The sequence below is a fragment of the Marinilabilia rubra genome (genome assembly GCF_003121985.1).
Lineage (GTDB): Bacteria > Bacteroidota > Bacteroidia > Bacteroidales > Marinilabiliaceae > Marinilabilia > Marinilabilia rubra.
Genome location: NZ_QEWP01000010.1, coordinates 121,433 through 141,469, shown reverse-complemented (window position 1 = coordinate 141,469; position 20,037 = coordinate 121,433). Strand labels below are relative to the sequence as shown.

13 protein-coding genes are annotated in these 20,037 nt (G+C 41.7%); 7 read left to right on the top strand and 6 right to left on the bottom strand.

The features are described from left to right. Positions 1–401: 401 nt before the first annotated feature. Positions 402–2,198: a chloride channel protein gene (locus DDZ16_RS13180; RefSeq protein WP_109264946.1), complete on the top strand. Its 1,797-nt coding sequence runs from the start codon at positions 402–404 to the stop codon at positions 2,196–2,198. Positions 2,199–2,621: 423 nt separating this feature from the next. Here the strand turns inward: DDZ16_RS13180 and DDZ16_RS13175 are convergent, their stop codons facing one another. Further along, entirely contained in the window at positions 2,622–3,005 is a 384-nt protein-coding gene (locus DDZ16_RS13175) for a co-chaperone GroES (protein WP_109264945.1), read from the bottom strand. 77 nt (positions 3,006–3,082) lie between these two features. On the opposite strand from DDZ16_RS13175, the gene DDZ16_RS13170 reads away from it, so the two are divergent. From DDZ16_RS13170 to DDZ16_RS13150, 5 genes are all read left to right on the top strand, one after another. Continuing rightward, complete coding sequence (locus DDZ16_RS13170; protein WP_109264944.1) at positions 3,083–4,672, top strand: YfcC family protein; 1,590 nt, start codon at positions 3,083–3,085, stop codon at positions 4,670–4,672. A gap of 105 nt (positions 4,673–4,777) precedes the next feature. Further along, entirely contained in the window at positions 4,778–5,305 is a 528-nt protein-coding gene (locus tag DDZ16_RS13165; protein ID WP_109264943.1) for an NUDIX hydrolase, read from the top strand. After that, the gene (locus DDZ16_RS13160; protein ID WP_109264942.1) at positions 5,302–5,946 is read left to right on the top strand and encodes a sulfite exporter TauE/SafE family protein; all 645 of its coding nucleotides are present in this window, start codon (positions 5,302–5,304) and stop codon (positions 5,944–5,946) included. The genes DDZ16_RS13165 and DDZ16_RS13160 overlap by 4 nt, the downstream gene beginning before the upstream one ends. 3 nt (positions 5,947–5,949) lie before the next feature. Beyond that, positions 5,950–6,309, top strand: coding sequence for a hypothetical protein (locus DDZ16_RS13155; RefSeq protein WP_109264941.1), 360 nt, complete (start codon positions 5,950–5,952; stop codon positions 6,307–6,309). Between the two features lie 172 nt (positions 6,310–6,481). After that, positions 6,482–7,309: a universal stress protein gene (locus DDZ16_RS13150; protein ID WP_109264940.1), complete on the top strand. Its 828-nt coding sequence runs from the start codon at positions 6,482–6,484 to the stop codon at positions 7,307–7,309. On the opposite strand, the gene DDZ16_RS13145 is transcribed toward DDZ16_RS13150, so the two are convergent. From DDZ16_RS13145 to DDZ16_RS13125, 5 genes are all read right to left on the bottom strand, one after another. Then, positions 7,306–8,154 carry a UDP-2,3-diacylglucosamine diphosphatase gene (locus tag DDZ16_RS13145; RefSeq protein WP_109264939.1) on the bottom strand — a complete coding sequence of 283 codons (849 nt, stop codon included), beginning with the start codon at positions 8,152–8,154 and terminating at the stop codon, positions 7,306–7,308. The genes DDZ16_RS13150 and DDZ16_RS13145 overlap by 4 nt on opposite strands. A 199-nt stretch (positions 8,155–8,353) precedes the next feature. Further along, entirely contained in the window at positions 8,354–9,343 is a 990-nt protein-coding gene (locus DDZ16_RS13140; protein WP_109264938.1) for an NAD-dependent epimerase/dehydratase family protein, read from the bottom strand. An 838-nt stretch (positions 9,344–10,181) separates the two neighbouring features. Further along, on the bottom strand, positions 10,182–12,764 hold the full coding sequence (locus tag DDZ16_RS13135) for a beta-mannosidase (RefSeq protein WP_109264937.1): 2,583 nt from the start codon (positions 12,762–12,764) through the stop codon (positions 10,182–10,184). A gap of 1,130 nt (positions 12,765–13,894) precedes the next feature. Beyond that, a complete protein-coding gene (locus DDZ16_RS13130) occupies positions 13,895–15,964 on the bottom strand; it encodes a HAMP domain-containing methyl-accepting chemotaxis protein (RefSeq protein WP_109264936.1) in 2,070 nt (689 codons plus the stop codon). Positions 15,965–15,970: 6 nt separating this feature from the next. Next, on the bottom strand, positions 15,971–16,492 hold the full coding sequence (locus DDZ16_RS13125; RefSeq protein ID WP_109264935.1) for a chemotaxis protein CheW: 522 nt from the start codon (positions 16,490–16,492) through the stop codon (positions 15,971–15,973). A gap of 304 nt (positions 16,493–16,796) precedes the next feature. Here DDZ16_RS13125 and DDZ16_RS13120 point away from each other — a divergent pair, with 304 nt between their 5' ends. Beyond that, positions 16,797–19,976 carry a PAS domain S-box protein gene (locus DDZ16_RS13120; RefSeq protein WP_158275672.1) on the top strand — a complete coding sequence of 1,060 codons (3,180 nt, stop codon included), beginning with the start codon at positions 16,797–16,799 and terminating at the stop codon, positions 19,974–19,976. The last annotated feature ends 61 nt before the right edge of the window (positions 19,977–20,037 follow it).

Genomic DNA, 20,037 nt, shown 5'->3' with positions numbered 1-20,037 from the left:
CAAACCGGGTAGAAAAATAAATATCCGCTTTGAGAAAACATCTCCAATGCCGTTTTTCACAACAAATAATTATACAAGGTGAACCCTTCCAATCCAGTTTGAGAGTGGAAAGATTTTATTATCTTAAACCCTTATTAGGGCGCGCTGAAAAACGCATATTTTATTAAATATTTAAATCATGACAACAAGTTTGTAAGTGCAAGGTTATTACACAAAATACTCATATACCTTTACACTTATATAAGAAAACAGCTAATCAAAAGAACAAAATTCACTTCATCGTTCCAATCTCGGAGTATTTCAATACGCCTTCGATCGGATCAGCTTGTAAATTCTGCTCTTTTGACTTTTTCAGCAGGCCCTTAAATCCGGAACTGAAAACAACGCGGCAAAGAAACAACATGAGTCTACGAGATAAATTTAGTCCTGAAAAAATACTGCGTAATTTTTTAAAGTGGCGTTTGCGACACATCAGCAATCGACAGTTCATGATGTTTTTGAGCATATTGGTGGGGATCGCATCTGGGTTGGGTGCAGTGGCCATAAAAAACAGCGTCCACTTTATCAGCGTTTTAGTTCAGGATGTCATTAATTCCGAAGGCCCAGCGTATATTTACTTATTTTCCCCGGTTGTAGGCATTCTCCTGGCAGTTTTATTCATCAAATTCATTTTAAAACGCCCCGTGCGTCACGGAATTCCAAATGTCCTGTATGCCTTATCCAAACGCGGTGGGCGTATCCGGCCTCACAATACCTTCTCCAGCATCGTTACCAGTTCACTTACCGTTGGTTTCGGAGGGAGTGTGGGACTGGAGGGACCAACTGTTTCTACCGGAGCAGCCATTGGCTCCAATATAGGTCAGCTTTTTCACCTCAACTTTCGTCAAATCACCCTTCTTCTGGGATGTGCATCTGCCGCTGCCATGTCGGCCATTTTTAAAGCCCCCATCGCAGCAATTGTATTTGCATTGGAAGTAATCATGCTAGACCTGACTTTAACGGCCATCGTTCCTTTGCTCATGGCATCGGCTTCAGCAGTACTTACCTCTTACCTTTTTATGGGTCAGCAAGTTTTATACCCGGTTAATATCACAGAAACATTTGAAATCAACGACCTGTTGTTTTATATACTTCTGGGCATAGTCACGGGTATGGTAGCCGTTTATTTCACCAAGACCTACCTTTACATTGAAAAATTATTTGAAAAGCTAAAAAGCGCCCGAAACCGTCTTATTGTGGGAGGATTGGCCCTGGGTGTTTTACTGTTTTTCTTTCCTTCACTTTACGGTGAGGGATACGATGTCATCAACCGGGTTTTAAGTGGAGATGCTTCTTTTGTTTTCGAACAGGATTTATTCGCCGGACTTCAATATTACTGGCCTGCGATGGTTGGCCTTATACTTATGGTAATAGGGCTAAAAGTGGTGGCTTCATCAATCACTTTCGGAAGTGGTGGTGTAGGAGGCATTTTTGCCCCTACCCTGTTTATCGGGGCCAACACAGGACTATTGTTTGCCATCATTATCAATCAATTGGGATTCCAGGAAATCTCGGAACAAAACTTTGCCCTTGTCGGAATGGGCGGTCTGATTGCAGGCGTTTTGCAGGCCCCCCTTACCGGACTGTTTCTGATTGCTGACGTAACCGGAGGTTATGAATTGTTTTTACCACTGATGATTACCGCCACCATATCGTTTGCAACCGCCAAGACTTTTGTGAAAAACTCAGTCTACCATCACCAGCTGGCCCAGCGAAAAGAGTTGCTGACCCACGACAAAGACCAGGTAGCCCTTGCCCTTATGGATGTAAGCAAATTGATAGAAACAGATTTTTCCATCATTCCCCTTAACGCAACACTGGGAGATCTTGTGCAGGTAGTCTCCAAAGCCCATCGAAACCTGTTTCCCGTTGTTGACGAAAAAGGCATTTTGCATGGGATGGTAAAAATGGACGACATTCGCGACATTATTTTTAAGCCGGAACTTTATGACACCACCATGGTCCAGGATCTGATGTATATGCCCGAATATTACATCAGCCCCGATGATTCCATGGAAGACCTTGTGGAAATGTTCAGAACATCCGGTCGTTTTAACATTGCTGTGATCGACAAAGGAAAATATCTTGGCTTCATATCCCGCGCCAATGCATTTACTGCTTACCGGAATTTTGTGAAACGTTTTTCAGGAGAGTATTAAGGAGAGACTGAGGTTGAGATTGAGCTTAAGAGAGTTAGATTGAAAAAGCATGAAGCAAAGTGCTTGGGGCCTGGTGAATGGGTTAGCGAAATGCCGCTGGCGCGGATTTGCCGCTCAGCTCTGCTGCTTTGGTCACAAAGAATCTGCGCCTCTTTAGATAGGGGATTTGCAATCCCCCAATTAAAATTTCAATCTTTATTTCATTGCCTACCATGAAGGCTTAACGCTGAAAGCATGCCTGGCAGAAATGAGAATTTCGTGGTTTAAGCAATGCAAGTTTCAATTTTAATTTATTGATTGGCATTCGAATAATTTTTAAAACGCACAATCATACAACACAAAGGGATTACAAATCCCTGTCTTAAGGAATGCGGATTACAAATCCGCATTAGCGAAGTCTATGCTCCATGCTCTATGCCCATTTTACTCAAACAACCCTTCATCCCTGATCAACATCAGCACTGCCGATTGCGGAACAATAACGTACTTTTGGTTATTAAATTCGATCTCGTAACCACTGTTTTGAAGATAGATTGCAAGGTCGCCCTCCCTGGGTTGAAGAGGCACGTATCTCACATTTTCACTTTCCGATTTCCAGGGCTCATCCTCATTGGTAATGGCAGGAATGGGAAAACCGGGCCCGGTTTTTATAACGTAACCCGAGTGTACTTTTTCTTTCTCATGAACATTTGGCGGAAGGAACAAACCAGACTTGGTTCGTTTTTCAGGGGTTTTGGGCTGAATTAGAATACGATCACCCACAACAATAAACTTATTGATGTCTTTCTCTTTAATTCCGGAAACCATTTTTTAACGCAAATATAAAAATATTCCCCGGCAAAAGTCTATTTTTGGAGTTGTCAAAACAACAAACCAAAAGAACTATGATAAAGAAAGTCCCTCACACATATGTTATTGTATTCTCATTAATTGTAATAGCGGCAATAGCCACCTGGTTTGTCCCGGGAGGAGAATATATCCCCATTGACGAGCCACCTGCTGACGGAGAAGTTCAGGAAGTTGTTTTTACCAGGGTAGAGAGTCAACCACAAACCTGGCATGTTTTTTCTGCCATGTTCGAAGGCTTTGAGAAACAAGCCGGAATTATTGTATTCATTTTAATGATTGGTGGTGCTTTCTGGATTATGAACGACAGTAAAGCCATAGATATTGGGATTCTTTCTTTTTTGAAATTCACCAAAAAACTTGACAAATACAAACTCATCAAAGCCATTGGCGCCAACAATCTCATCATCGTTATGATAATGCTGATGTTTTCCATCTTTGGAGCAGTCTTCGGAATGAGCGAAGAAACCATTGCCTTCGTAGTCATAGTGGTACCACTTGCTATTTCCATGGGCTACGATAGCATTATGGGGGTTTCGATGGTTTTTGTTGCCGCCGGACTTGGCTTTGCAGGAGCGGTGCTTAACCCCTTTACCATAGGAATCGCTCAGGGATTGGCAGGATTACCTCTTTTCAGTGGGTTTGAGTACCGGCTCTTTGCCTGGGTTGTAATCAACATTGTTGGTATCTCTTATGTACTTTGGTACGGGGCCCGCATCAAGAAAGACCCAAAACGATCGCCGGTTTACGAAGAAGACCATCACTGGCGGCACGAGATTAATGAAAATAATACAGACACACATCATAAAACCTATACAGCCTCGTGGGTAACTTATTTCCTCACACTTGGTGCATTGATCATGTTTTCGATCTACTGGCCTGTCACCACGTTACGAATTGGTGGCGGAGATGGTATTACCGGATGGTTTATTCCCGGACTAACAGCTCTTTTCGCACTCTCCGGATACATAGCTTTACGAAAGTCTTCACCCGCCTTCGTGCTTGTTATCTTAGGTTTTACCATACTGTTTTTAATCGTTGGCGTAATGGGATTTGGCTGGTACATTATGGAAATTGCCACCCTCTTTTTTGCCATGGGAATTCTTTCCGGAGCCGCCATGAACAGAAGTGCAGATAAGATCACTCACTTGTTTCTTGACGGAGCAAAAGATATTATGTCAGCCGCATTAATTGTTGGCCTGGCCGGCGGTATTATTGCCATACTGGAAAACGGACGAATTGTCCACACCATTCTTCATGCCATGGCAGGTGGAATGCAGGATTTGGGCAATATAGCCTCCGTAAGTGTCATGTATGTTATTCAAACGGTCATCAACATAGTCATTCCCAGCGGATCGGCTAAAGCAGCACTTACCATGCCCATCATGGCACCATTCAGCGACTTAATAGGTCTTTCCCGTCAGGCAACGGTAATGGCATTTCAATTTGGAGATGGATTTACCAATCTTATCACTCCCACCTCCGGTGTTTTAATCGGGGTGTTGGGTGTAGCCCGGATACCCTATGTTAAATGGGCCAGGTGGATTGCCCCGCTCATCACCATATTAATACTTTTGGGAGTGGTTTTATTAATCCCGACCGTAACAATGGATCTAAACGGTTTCTGATTTTTTTGTCAAATCATTTGTAGGTTTGTTGATTTGTAATTAGGTTTACTCTTCGGGTGAAACTCTGCAAGAGTTTTTATCTGACTAAAATACAAAACTTTATATATGGCACGTCCGGAAAAAGTTCTAAAGTATTGCCCAAGTTGTGGCTCCGGTTTATTTAAGACCGATTCACCGAAGTCCTTTAAATGTGATAGTTGTGGCTTCAAATTCTTTATTAACAGTGCAGCAGCGGTTGCCGCCATTATCGAAAATGAAGAGGGAGAAATTCTGTTAACTGTGAGAGGTGTCGAACCGGCCATTGGGGCCCTCGATCTCCCGGGAGGTTTTGTGGATCCCATGGAAAATGCCGAAGATGCCCTTAAAAGAGAGATAAAAGAAGAACTAAACCTTGACATTACAGAGCTGAAGTATCTGGCAAGCTTCCCCAATGAATATGTTTATAAAAACTACTCGGTTTTTACAACAGACCTTGGATTTGCCTGCAAAGTAAAGAGTTTTGAAAACATTAAAGTAGATGACGACATTGCTGACTTTCAGTTTTTCAACCCCAAAGAGATTGATTTCAATAAGATTAGCAGCAACTCGATAAAAAAAATACTTAAATATTACCTTTCAGATAAAAAGCAATGACCAGCGAATTATTAATACTTCTTTGGAGTGCGGCCAGTATTGGATTTGTTCATACGATCCTTGGCCCCGATCATTATCTTCCATTTATAATGATTGGGAAAGCCCGTAACTGGACATTAAAACGGACCATTGGATTAACTGCTCTTTGTGGAGTTGGCCATGTACTTAGTAGTGTAATAATTGGTGCGATTGGTATTTTTATTGGTATTCAGCTTCAAAAACTGACCTGGTTTGAAGGATTCAGGGGCAATCTCGCTGCATGGGGACTCATTGCCTTCGGACTTGTTTATGCCATCTGGGGGTTAAGACATTATTACAAACATAAGCAACCGGGAAGCCACAGTCATGCCCCGGGAAGTAAAGCCACTCCGTGGATGCTGTTCATTATTTTTCTGCTGGGTCCATGCGAAGCGTTGATCCCATTGCTAATGTATCCGGCGGCTCATGAAAGCCTTCATGCACTGATTTTGGTAACGACAGTTTTCTCTTTTGCCACAGTTGGGACCATGCTGGTAGCTGTATGGGCAGCATCACTCGGATTGTCCAAAGTAAAACTTCACAAACTTCAGCCTTTGTCCCATTTTTTGGCCGGCGTTATTATTTTTGCATCAGGAATGTCTATACAATTTCTTGGCTTGTAACAGATGAAGCAGTCCACTGACTTAACCGGTTTCTGGCGTTTTCGTGAAGAATTTGACGAAGGCGAAGACCTTGGAGAGGCACGTCTGTTTCAAAATGGGAAACATCTTAGTGGACACATTGCATTCAAAGAAACTATACAGGGCGAAACTCCCCTTTATATTCGCGTTTCTATAAAGGGGAAGGTGGAAGAAACACAGATAAGTTTTCATGAGACCTCAGCCGTGGTGCTTTCCGGTCCTGAAGGTTCGGAGTACGTTCTGGAGGAACGCTCCGGATTATTAAATGCCATGGGGCAGATTGTTGGATCGGGTGAAGACAGGCAAGGGGTTCATGGTGTTTTTGTAATGGAGCGAATTCTCTGATTCTAATCAAGACACTGCACCCATTTGATACGGAAGACGGTAAAAAAGAATAATCCAGGTTAAAACCATTTACCCTTTCCATTTACCACTATTTTTCGTAAATTTTATAGGTAAAGTTAGAAGGTATTACAAAAATCAGGAAATCATTGTTTCACCTCCAAATACCAAGCCTATGAAACGCATTATATTACTCACCGATTTCTCCGAAGCAGCCCGGAATGCCTCCCTTTATGCACTAAAAATGTATGAGAAAGAGAATGTCCATTTTCAATTGCTCAATATTTTTGATGTAGAGTTTAGCGGAAGCCCTTACATCATGCAGGTAAAAGAAGAAATGGCAGAGGAAAGCATGCGCGGTCTTAGAAGAGAATTATCATTGCTCCATGCACAGTACCCCAATGCACGAATTGAACTGGCATCCCGTTTTGGGGCTATGACCGAAGTTATACGTAAAGAGCTTGAAGAGTATGAACCAGAATTAACCGTACTTGGATGTAAAGGCGAAAGTGCCCTTGAGCATTTCCTTCTTGGGAGCAATGCTTTGGAAATTATAAAACACGTTCATTTCCCCATGATGGTGATACCCGTTAAGGCAAAGTTTTCGCCACCTGAAAAGATTGTTTTTGCTACCGATCTTAAGGAAGTGGACATTTCCAGGATGGCCACTCCCCTTAACAATCTGGTTAAAGCCTACAACAGTGAACTCCTCTTTTTAAATGTCCTGGAAGAAGAATATGTTAACCGGGTTGAGGCAGAAGAGAAAATTGCCTCCTATTTCCCCGGGATCAAGCTAAGCTTTCACTTTATTGACCACAACGGAGACCTGTGCAAGAGCATCCTGAAATTCATGGATGAAAATGGTGCTAAAATGCTGACCCTTGTCCGCCATCACCATAATTTCTTCCAAAGGATGTTCAATCCCCATGTGATTCAAAAGATGATTCGCCACCCTCATCACCCTATGATCATTCTCCATGAGCAGGAGCAAACTGAAAATTAACTTTTTAATATCTCTCTGAAAGCCCTGGAAAATACATCTTCCAGGGTTTCAGAAAGAATCTCTTCCTCGTAAGGATCCTCAGAAGAGTCATTTTCTTCCTGATTCCAATACCGCAGGTGCCAGTCGTTGTTTTCATATTCAAGGGCAGTCATATGATCTACCCAGTCGCCTGAATTCAAATAGGTAATGGCACCCGATGCTGATTTAATGCGTTTCTTGGCAGGCCTGTGAATATGGCCGCAGATCACATAATGATAACCTTTTCGAATGGCCAGACGAGAAACCATGGCTTCAAAATCAGTCACTGCTTCTTTCTTACCACCTTTCACTTTGTCTTTTATTTTAGCCGCCAATGAAACAGGTGATTTGCCAAAGAACTGCAAAAACCTATTTACCATCCTGTTGATCCCGGACAGGATACCGTACCCCATAGCCCCCATCTTTGCCAACCATTTGGAATGATGCATGACCACATCAAAAACATCTCCGTGAAATATCCAGGAAGACTTTCCATCCAATGTCAGGACAATTTTATTGTCAATCCTGAAGTGCCCGAAATCGACACCCGTAAAACGACGTCCCACTTCATCATGGTTTCCCGGGATAAATATGATCTTAGTCCCTCTTTCGGCAAGTTTAAAAAGATACCGGATAACCCGCAGATGTGAAGTTGGGAAATAACGGCGGGAGAACCGCCAAACATCCACAATATCTCCGTTCAGCACAAGAGTTTCCGGCTGAATGGTCTTTAGGTAAGAATGCAGCTGATTCGCTTTACTGCTGTAGGTTCCTAAATGTGCATCCGAGATTACAACGGCCTTCAGATTTCTTTTCTTTGGACTCATAAACCCTGGTTATGAATATAAATATAAAGATTTTGCCCGGAGCTCAAAAACACTGCTGACAAATCAACATCCCGGAATCCATACATTGTTAACCTGGTCTATTCATGAATTATTGTAAAGAGATGTTCAAATATCAGGAAATACAATCAGCCACAAATAAAATGGATGTAGGAAATAATAAATTATTTGTGAATCTATTTTATTTCAACTTTTTATACGCCCCAATGATCCGATCCACCAATTCTCCCTTTTCCGGATCAATGTTAATGCGCTCCGGTTTCGCCTCAAACCAGTTTAAAGTTCGTTTAATACCTTCACTAAAGGGGATCGTGGCTTTAAAATCGGGCACGAAACGTTTAATCTTGGAATTATCAAAAATCACACTTTGTGCCTTATCTCCCAACAAACTGCCATATGACGCTTCATTATGGCGGGCAATGAAATCGGAAGGAATGTGAACTGCTTTCAATGGGGCACCGGCAGCTTCGGCCACCCATTCAAAAATCTGGTTCCAGTTCATCAGTTCATCAGAAGTAATATGAAAACTATGACCTATGGCCTGTCGGTGTCCCAACAACCCCACAAACCCTTTAGCAAAATCCTCTGCATGAGTAATGGTCCAGATGGAAGTACCATCTCCATGAATAACCACTTCTTCCCCTTTTCGAATCCTGTCAATGATGGTAAAGTCTTTCCATCCGCATAGTGGTATCGGAATTACTGTATCGTAAGTCAACGATGGGCGGACAATAGTAATGGGAAATCCTTTCTCACGGAACATTTTAGTCAGATAATCCTCACAGGCAATTTTATCCCGCGAATATTGCCAGTAGGGATTGTAAAGCGGCGTGGATTCAGTAATAACAGGATGCCCCCCCGGCTTTTGATAGGCCGATGCCGAACTGATAAAAATATACTGTTTGGTTTTACCCTTAAACAATTCAAAGTCTCTTTCTACATCCTCCTTTGTAAAGGCAATCCAGTTAACAACCACATCCCAGTTATGGCCATCAATAACTTTTTTCACTGCCCTCTTGTCAGAATGATCTGCAACCAGTGTATTGGCCCCTTCAATTCTTTCGGAGGATTTGCCCCGGTTCAGGAGGTACAAATCAATGCCTTTTCTAATTGATAAACGGCTGGAGGCGGCACTTATGTTCCCGGTTCCTCCAATAAAAAGTACTTTCATCCTTATAGAATTTATTATAAATCATGCTTGTTTCATCCACGCAAAATTTTATTTGTCGCCAATGCTTCCGAACACACCTTTTCCAAAATAAGCCAGACATGTTTTGACAGTTTTAAGATATCAAAAAATCTCTCGCTTAGACGCCGAAGGCGCAATTTTAAAATCCCTTATTTGAGTATTGGCGTCTTGGCGAGATATTGATTTTTATTACGAATCCCGATTTTCCGGAAACCCAAACTAAACTAGTGTCAAGTCAAGTGTAGAAATTCGGGTAAGCTGCCGCTATTTTTCACCTTGTGCAAATCAACAAAAAAGTAAGCATAGCCGTAGCTACGTGAGTCTTTTTTTTGAGAAGCACAAGGTAGAAAGAGCAAGGCTTGGCCCGTAAGACTATGCTTGACTTGACACTAGCAAATCTCCCACTATCAAAAAGCAAATCAGTCATTCTGAACGAAGTGAAGAATCTCTAACTGTTCATAGACAATCCATTAAATCATACAATTAGTGATTCCTCTTGTTCACAAACAGATTCTTCGTCGTGCCTCCTACCAATGACAGATTGCGGGAAAAACCAAAATATCAACATATTGGTCATTGGCCCCTTTCAGGGACCAGGAGCCGAAGAGAGCTAATCTTGTCATATCCGCATTATTCACCAAGATTATTTGGGGTAGGCACTCAGAATAACCTAAAATTGGGACTTTGGAGCCAACTCCTTATTTCACAAAAGTTGGTTTTTCACTCCCAAAATTTAGGATTAATAGCTGAAATAAAAAACGACGAAGAAGTCTATTTTGCCTTTTCGCCGTTTTCCTTTTAATCTAAATCCACAGCTACATTATAAATCATTCAAAATTGTTACCTGAATATCCTCTTCCGGATTCAGCTCCTCATCAGTTTCCAGCAAAATCAGTTTGGCTTTACCCGGTAATACATCAAAGAAATTATCAGTAAAAAAACCTTTTCCATCAGGTGTTGTCAGATATACATTTTTGGCCAGTTTGTCGGCAGAAATGGTCAATCCGTAACCTTTCTCTGTTTTCTCTGCTGTTATGCTCACTTTGGAGGGAGGAAGCACCAGATCTTTGGGACGGTGGAAATAAAACAAGTTGGTTGCCACTTTATCCCCTTTGCTTTTCAATTCCATTTCAACAACCACAGAATTAGAATGGCTGCCTTCAATCAATTTCACAACCTGCTTTTCAAAAACAATCTGGGAAGTATTAGCCGGTATGTGGGCTCCTAACCGATGTTTGGTAATTACCTTACCGGAGAAATCCATTACTGTAACAAACAGTTTTCCGTCAATTGACGAAAGATGATCACTCACCGCATAAACCTTGAACAATCCATCTTCATTCACCGGGGCAAGAATTACCTGTTCATTGGCTTTCTTAACAGCATATTGAGAAGCTTTCCAGTTTCCATAATAATCAACGGTTGACCACGATATAGTTGGCCAGCTGTCATTCAATTGCCAGTAAAGCGATCCCATACAATGTGGCATATGCCTACGGTGGGCCTCTATCGCAGTTTTGTAGGCCCTTGCCTGAAGGAGCTGACTCACATATACAAAATCATCAAAATCATCAGGTACCTTAAAGTAACGTTTCATATAACGCCTTATCATATCATTCCCATCAAAACCGGGTCGCACATAAGGCATCTTCCCCCTCTGGCGGTGGCGCATCACCTCAGAGTCGTAAGCCCGGTCCTTCTCTTCAGAAAATTTACGAATGGTGTGCATCGAAGGAAATGACTGCAAACCGTACTCACTCACAAACCGCGGAACATTTTCTCCAAAAGCTGAAAAAGGTTTTTCACCAAACCAGATGGTCCAGTCGTGCTCATCACCTGATTTTCGGTCGGCTTTTTTGCCACCATAAGCCATAGGTGAAGACGGCCAGTAGGATCTCTCAGAATCAAAAGTTTGAACGACTTCGGGCAGAATTTCATGGAAAATAGTCTCATAGGTATTCCAGACAAAATCTTTATCATCGGGTTCATACATTTGATCCCAACCCCATTCGTGCCAGCCATGATAGTTTTCATTATTTCCGCACCAAAGGGCCAGAGAAGTATGTTTACGTAATCTTTTCACATTGTATTCTGCTTCATTACGAATATTCTCCAAATGGGCTTCATCACCGGGTTGCAGCGCACAGGCAAACATAAAATCCTGCCAAATTAATATACCATTCCGGTCGCAAAGATCGTACAGATAATCTTCTCCGTAAATGGCTCCTCCCCACACACGAATCATATTCATGTTGGCTGCCACGGCATTGTCGACCAACCGGTCGTAACGTGCTTTCGTGGCCAGCGGGGTAAGCGTTTCAGGAGTAATCACATTGGCTCCTTTCATAAAAACAGGAACCCCGTTCAATTCGAAATAAAATGAATGACCAGTTTCATCGGGTTTCTGAACCAACTTCAGGGTCCTTATACCATAATCCAGTTGTTCTTCATCCAGCAAGGCTTTACCTGATAGCAGTGAGAATTTAAAATCGTAAAGATGGGCCTCACCCAAACCGTTGGTCCACCACAGATGTGGGTTCTCAATCTCAAATTCCACCGGGACTTCATTCACCCCTTTCTCCAATTCAACGGCCTGGTTCAATGTGCCTATACCATTAACATCCATAGAAATTTGATATTGCCCGGCTTCAAAAGCTTCAATGGTCAAATGTCCCTCAAGGAATGCCAAATCATCTTCCAGAGATTCAGTAGACAAATAAGCATCTTTAATTTCTGCCTGTTTCCACGCTCTAAGCTCTACAGGTCTCCAAATTCCTGAGGTAACCAATCGGGGTCCCCAGTCCCAACCGTAATGGAAAGGGGCCTTGCGGGTAAACACATTGGTCTTTTCGTCCTCCGGCGCCTGTTCATTTGTAGCAGGAAGGAGATAATCCAGTTGATTGAGCTTTTTCATCCCACTATCAACCGGAGAGTGGAAATAAACACGTAGTTGATTTTCCCCGGCCACCAAAAGATCCTTAACATTCACATTATAGCCCACAAACATATTATCGGCATTCAGGATCAATGAATCATTAAGGTAAACATCGGCATAAGTATCAAGCCCTTTAAATTGAAGTTCCACCACATCAGAGCCTTTCAAAAGGGGCTGGTCCACAGAAAAGTTGGTCCGGTAAACCCAGTCCTTATGCTCAATCCACTTAACATCGTCTTCGTTCATTCTGTAATGAGGGTCCTCTATTACACCGTTGGCCATTAAATCAGAGTGTACTGTTCCCGGCACCTTGGCAGGCATCCAATCCCCGTCATCAGCTTGCGAGAATTCCCAATCATCACCTAAAACAAGGGTTTTTGATAACCTTTCGGGCTTCTGTTTGCAGGAGAACAGCAAGACAGTCCATGCTGTTAAAAAAACAAATGAAGCAATCCGCTTTAAATTCATAGGTTTTAAATTAATGTGTTTAAAAATAGGTTTTATTTTTTTGTGTGTATCATTCTTAATAGTCCGTTATCCCGATGGCTCGGGATTGCAATGAGCTTTGAATCAATTGTTTACAGATCAATAGCTTTCTGGATTAACGCTCGGATTATCAATTTGTTATGATTTATCTTTATCTAAGTAAAATCATAAACCGCTTAAATTTGATCTTTAAGATTTTTCTTAGATTTTTGAACATGCCGCAAAAAGAATCAAAATTTCTTATAGTCGAAAGTTTCCAGCTTCTAACTTCCAGCTTCCGGCTTCCGGCTTCCGCGCGGCTGGACTACTTAAATCTAACGATCTATTGATTCTGAAAGGCTGTAGTTTTAAATTGACGTTTTTGCAATGTAAATCAGCCAGTAAAGGTAAATACATCTAAGATCACTCTTTCCGGATTAAGATCCATCCCGTGCTTACACGACAATTTTTAAAAATACCATTTCTTATGGTTCCTTTCAAATATCATTTGGCCAATTGTTGGGATTATTTAGTGTCTTACTCCTAATATTCGTGTTTATTTTGGCAAAATATTTTCCAGAAATTTAATGCAAAATGGCTGCGCCATTTCTTGTTTTGGGTCCACGAATTATACGAAATACACGAAATGAAAAAAAGCTGTTTTACAGCTTTTTTAAACGGCAAAGCCGTTTTAAGTCGCACGTCAAGTGCGACAATAATTCGTTTAATTCGTGCCGCTCGGCTATGCCGCTTGCTTGCAAGAATTCGTGGACAAAAAAATCTTTGAAAGTCGCCCATTTTGGCTTTCTGCCATCCGTCGGCCCGGAAAGCGGACAGGCCACCGCGCCTTTTAATTACTTGAAGTCGTTCATTATTAAGACATTCTTTTAAACAATAATTTGTTAGGGATAGACCTTTCTAAGTGCAGACTTTTTAAAATATTTGCAGAAAAAACCTTGAATATTAAACCGAATCGTGCACTGAATAGTATATATTTTAATTTTTTTAAATGGTTTTCAGCAAACCCTATTTTAAAGAAAAAGGAGTGGTAAACCAAAATTCACCACTCCTTTACATTGGCCTCTTAATAGACAAGAACAGGCCAGTTACTAAACCAAATTAAAAAGGCTCATTTAATATCTCTCAAAATCTTCATCTTTGTTATAGTCCATTTTCAGATCAATGCCGGGTGAGGAATGAGATTCTGAATGTACTTCAGTTTTAGGCACCTTCTTTTCCTGACCATTCCCGGATTCAAATTGTTTAACCTTAGTGGTTTTCTTTGCTGACGCCGCCCTGGCACGCTTCATTCGCCCATAATCCAGGCGGAAGTACGACACCACCTCTTTCATTTGCTCCGACTGGCTTGACAATTCTTCTGAGCTGGAAGCCATTTCTTCAGAGGCTGCAGCATTTTGCTGAATGACCTGATTGAGCTGCTGAATGGCATTGTTTACCTGATCGGCACCGGTATTTTGCTCCATGCTTGCAGCAGCTATTTCCTGCACCAGTTTGGCCGTTTTCTCAATGTCCGGGACTATCTCCACCAACTGCTTACCTGCCTCATCGGCCACAGCCACCCCACTTTCGGTAAGTCCGTCAATCTCCTCTGCAGCCACCTGACTGCGTTCAGCAAGTTTTCTAACCTCTTCGGCCACCACAGCAAATCCCTGACCATATTCTCCGGCACGCGCCGCTTCCACCGCTGCGTTGAGCGCCAAAATATTCGTTTGATAGGCAATATCGCCAATAATGGATACCTTGGAAGCGATGTCTTTCATTGACTTAACAGCAATTGTTGTGCTTTCGCTACCCTTACGAACCGCATCCACCGCCTGCAACGCAATCTTTTCGGTTTGCATGGCATTATCTGTATTTTGCTGAATATTAGATACCATTTCCTCCATTGAAGAGGAGACCTCTTCAGCAGATGAAGCCTGTTCACTGGCACCCTGAGACATTTGCTGGGAAGTAGAGCTCATTTCCTGACTGGCAGATGTTATGTTATCGGAACTGCTGTTGATGTCCCCGATAATATCCCGTAACTGACCAACCATATGCTGCAATGCCCTCGCCAGTTGTCCTATTTCATCTTTCTGATTAAGGAATTCATCCTCAATCTCTATGGTCAGATCACCATTAGCCACATCTTCGGCAAAAGAAACACCTTTATTAATGCCTTTGGTGATGATTTGAGAAATAAAATAAGCCAGAATAATACCAAGTATTAAGGCAATAACAAGACCAATAATTACTACTGCATTGGAAGAATTAAGCGCCTCAACTGTCTCTTTGGCAATACCGGTAGTTTGATCTATGCCAGCCATGGCCACCGCCTGGGCATTGTCCAGCACCACCTGGGCCACTTCATTCCTTTGTGAATTAAGAGCTTCACGTTCATTCCAGGTTTTAAGAAAAGCTCCAATGGCCTCCTGATAAGTTTCGGCACTGGCTCTGATTTCATTCAGGTCTTCTATGTCTACCCTGAGGCGGGTAAGCTCTCGCAGTCGTCTCATTTCTGTGGCAATGTCGAAATCCCTAAGTGATGCTTCGAGCATTTGAGGATCCCGGGTTGCCTGGGCCTTAAAATTATTTACCCTTAACTCATTCCCTTTATCAAGGACATCATTGGCCAGTGTAATTTTCTCGTGCCTCTCTTCCATGGCTGCAACTCCGGCTCCGGCGCGTGCGTCTTCATCAAACTGGCGGTTTTGAGAATTCAGGTAATTACTGCAGCTCTGAACAAAACCGTCAGCTGCTTCATCCATATTATTTCTCAAATTTGCAAGGGTCTCATTCTGCCGGACTGTTTTATTCACCAGATTTTCATAGTTCTGAAGAGACAACTGCGTTTCGCCAACAGATTCTTTCAACTTCACCAACTGAGTAGATTTATTGGCAAGATCTTCAGCATTAGCCAGTTCACGCTTCACCATCTGAAGATAATTATTTCCCTTATTAAGAAAAGTTTCATCTTCAGTAAAACCATACCCCCGATTGTTGTACATGGTCAATAAAGAAAACCGCTCTATTTTATTGGCCAACTCAACCTCAGGCACATACTCTTCGGCCAGATAAGTTGATTTTGTCGTAACACGCGACATATTGATAACAGCGATTAGTCCTATTATCGCAGAAATAGCTATTAAAGAGCCAAAACCAAGCCCCAGCTTCTGACCTATTTTAAGATTTTTCCAATTCATAGTTATTTATTTTTCAACAGGTTTTTGTTCGGTTTTATTGATTGCATTTTTAATTTCACTCAGGTTAAGCAGCTCATCGGAAGACATGACTTTGTCAATATCCAACACCATGATAAATTTCTCCTTAACCCTGGCCATACCGGTCATGAAATCTGACTGGTATTTACTGCCAATACCCGGAGGAGGCAGAACTTCTTCATCATCAAGCTTTAATACCGACTGCACAGAATCCACCAACAGACAAACCATGATTTCATCCTGACCGATATTGGCCTCAGTTACCAACAGACAGGTCTTTTTGGTGGCCTCCACAGCAGGCATCCCAAACTTTTTGCGGGTGTCAATTACGGGCAGCACTTTGCCTCTCAAATTGATGACCCCCTTCATGAAATCGGGTGTATGGGGCACCACGGTGATTGGCATCATCTCCAAAATTTTATGCACTTTACTCACGTGAAGTGCAAAAATTTCATCTCCCAAATAAAACGAGAGATAAGAGATGTTCTTTTTTTGTCGTTTTTCATCCATGTGATACTGGTTATTTGGTTATATCAAAAAATGCGGAATCGTTTTTTTCTAAGCAGTATACGCCGGACGGCAAATGAGGGGTTCAATATCGCAGGTGATGCTCATTACCCCCGGGTGGTGATTCTCATCACCGTAAAAAGGTGAGGCAAATCACCTAAAGTGAGATCCTGTTTCACAAAAACTTAACAATAAGCACCTTCAACTTTCACCCTACAAAAACTAAAACCCGGAAGTGTTCGTACACACTGGCATTAGTCGTTCAAAAAACACTAATTTTGGCAAGACTAAATAAAAACCGATGGAGATGACTGAGAAATGGACTGACCTTTTTGATGTTTTTGATGACATTATACTTTTTATTGACAGCAATCATCACATCAAAAAAATAAATAAGAAAGGACTGGAGTATTTTAATACTTCAGAGCAGAGGATCAACGGTCAAAAGTGCTACAAGGCATTATGGAACGAATCAGAACCCTGCAAACACTGTCCCTTTCATATCAGCCAAGAAACGGGCAAACCTGAATCAACTGAACAGTATCTGAACCTGAAAGGGGGAAAATGGTTTTCCATAAAATCATCCCCTATGTACGATAAAGATGGCAATCTGGAAGGATTTGCCGATATTTTGAGAGATGTTTCGGATATAAAAAATTCTGAGATAAAGTACAGGGAAATCAATGATGAATATCTGACTATAAATGAAGAGTTAAATGAGTGGAATGAAGAGGTGAATCAACTCAATTCAAAATTAAAGCAGTTGAACCAGGATTATGAACTGGTATCAGAATATTCCTCCGATTTGGTCACGCGCTACAATAAAAATCTTAAGCTAACATTTGTTGGCAATTCTGTCAGGTTTTTCACCGGATATAACAGCGCTGAATACCGATCAATGGATCTAAGTAATTGTGTCCACCCCTCAGATCAAATCTTTTTACTTCGTTTCATTGTCCGTCTTAAAAACTCATCATCGGGGACCTATTCGGTTCAATACCGTTTTAAACACAAAACCAAAGGATACATCTGGGTTGAAGCGGTCATAAATATCACACACAATAAGGAAGGTCAATTCCTGATCGTCAACCACCGAAATATCAACCAAAGAAAAGAATCGGAAAACGAATTAAAAAACAGTGAGGAAAAATTCAAGGCCCTCTACAATTATGCCCCTCTGCCCTACCAGTCACTGGATAAAAATGGTCATTTCCTGGATGTAAATCCAACCTGGTTAAGTCTGCTGGGGTATACCAAAGAGGAAGTTATCGGACAACCTTTTAAATCCTTTCTGCACCCGGATTCACAGGAACTATTTCAGGAAAGATTCCCGGAATTTAAAATCAAGGGATGCGTTTCAGAGGTAGAGTTCAAAATTCGGCATAAGCAACAACACTTTTTAGACGTTGCCTTCCAGGGCAGAATTGGCTATACCAAAGATGGAGAGGTAAAGCAAACCTTTTGTGTATTCAGGGATATTACCGAACAAAAAGAGGCACTTGAGAAACTGGAAAACCGGGAAATAAGACTTGCCAACATACTAAAACACATGACCAGCGGGGTAGCGGTTTACAAAGCCCTTAATGATGGTGAAGATTTCGAATTTACCAACTTTAATGATGCTGCCGAAAAAATCACCAAAACCTGCAAAAAAGATGTAATCGGGCGAAAACTACTGGATGTTTTCCCCAACATGAACAAAAGCCCACTTATTCATGCGTTAAAGGAAGTTTACCAAACCGGAGACCCCATGAATCTGGAACCTTTTTTTTACAAAGACAATACCCGGGAAGGCTGGCGCGAAAATCAAATCTACAAACTCCCTTCCGGAGAAGTGGTGGCATTGTTTACCGATGTGACCCAAATAATAGAGGGGCAGGAAAAACTAAAAGAACAAAACGAGGAATACCTGGCCCTGAATGAAGAACTAAACCAAACCAATGAAGAACTTTATACCGCCAAAGAAAAGGCAGAGGAAAGCGAAATGGAGTTTCGAGAGTTGTTTGAGAATATGTCTCAGGGATTTGCTCTCCATGAAATCATTCTTGACGAAAACAAAAAGCCCTCAGATTACAGGTATATTCACATCAACCGTGCTTTTGAAAAAATCAACCAAATAAAAGCATCCGATTTTATTGGCAAGCGGGTAAAGGAGGTCTTACCAAAAACAGAAAACTACTGGATCAAAAATTTCGGTGAAGTTGCCCAAACGGGGTGGCCAATGCACTTTGAAAATTATTCAGTCGAATTTGACAAATATTATGATGTCATTGCCTATTCACCGCGAAAAGGCTTCTTCGCAGTTATTTTTACCGATGTCACCAAAAATAAAAAACACGAACAGGAACTCACTGCCGCCAAACAAAAAGCTGAAGAGAGTGACCGCCTGAAGTCGGCCTTTCTGGCCAATATGAGCCACGAAATCCGCACCCCCATGAATGCCATTATGGGCTTTACCGAATTGCTCAACAATCCGCGCATTACTCCTGAAAAAAGGGAAAGATACGCTTCTGTCATTAAAGAAACAGGAACACAACTCCTCCACATCATCAACGATATTCTGGACATCTCTAAAATAGAATCGGGCAACATTCACATCGAAAATTCTCCTTTTCAACTGAGAACCGCCATTGAGGAGGTTTTCAATGTTTACGAACCACAAATCTCGCAAAAAGGTCTGAAGCTGATTCGCAATTTCAATCTTCCTTCGGATGAATTAATAATATCGGGTGACAAAAAACGCATTCAGCAGATTTTGCACAACCTGTTAAGCAATGCTTTTAAATTCACGGATAAAGGTAAAATTGAAATTGAATGCAGCATTGGCAAACAAACTCTTACAATAAAGGTAACAGATACAGGTCGTGGCATAAAGGAAGAAAACGTTGAGAGAGTTTTTGAAAGGTTCTGGCAGGAAAATACAGAACTCGAAGAGAACAAAGGTGGAACAGGACTGGGACTGCCCATTTCCTATCAGCTGGCCAAACGAATGAACGGAAGTCTGCAGGTGACATCGAAAAAGAACGAGGGCGCCTCATTCAGTCTCACCTTACCCTATGTCCCATTCAAAGAAGAGCCACAATCAGAATCAAGGCCCGCAAAAACAGTTTTAGCCCCCAACCATGCCAAAAAGAGAATCCTTATAGCTGAAGATGAAGATATTAACTTTTTGTATTTAAAAGAATTACTTTCTTTAAAGAAACTTACAATAAACAGGGCAAAAAACGGGAAAGAGGCCATACTAATGGCTCTGGAACCTCCCTATCCCGACCTCATTTTAATGGACATCAAAATGCCGGTTATGGATGGTGTTAAGGCCATGCAAAAAATAAAACAATCGGGCATCCAAACATCAATCATTGCATTGACTGCCTACGCCATGAAAGAAGACAAGCAAAAGTACCTGCAATTGGGCTTTGACGGTTACATCTCCAAGCCGGTAGATGTGGATTTATTGTTCAAAACCATAGAAAAGTTAAGAAAGTGAATGTTAGTTTTTAAGCCTGTAAAATGATACCTTGGAGCAGGGTGCGCTGAAAAACGCATAA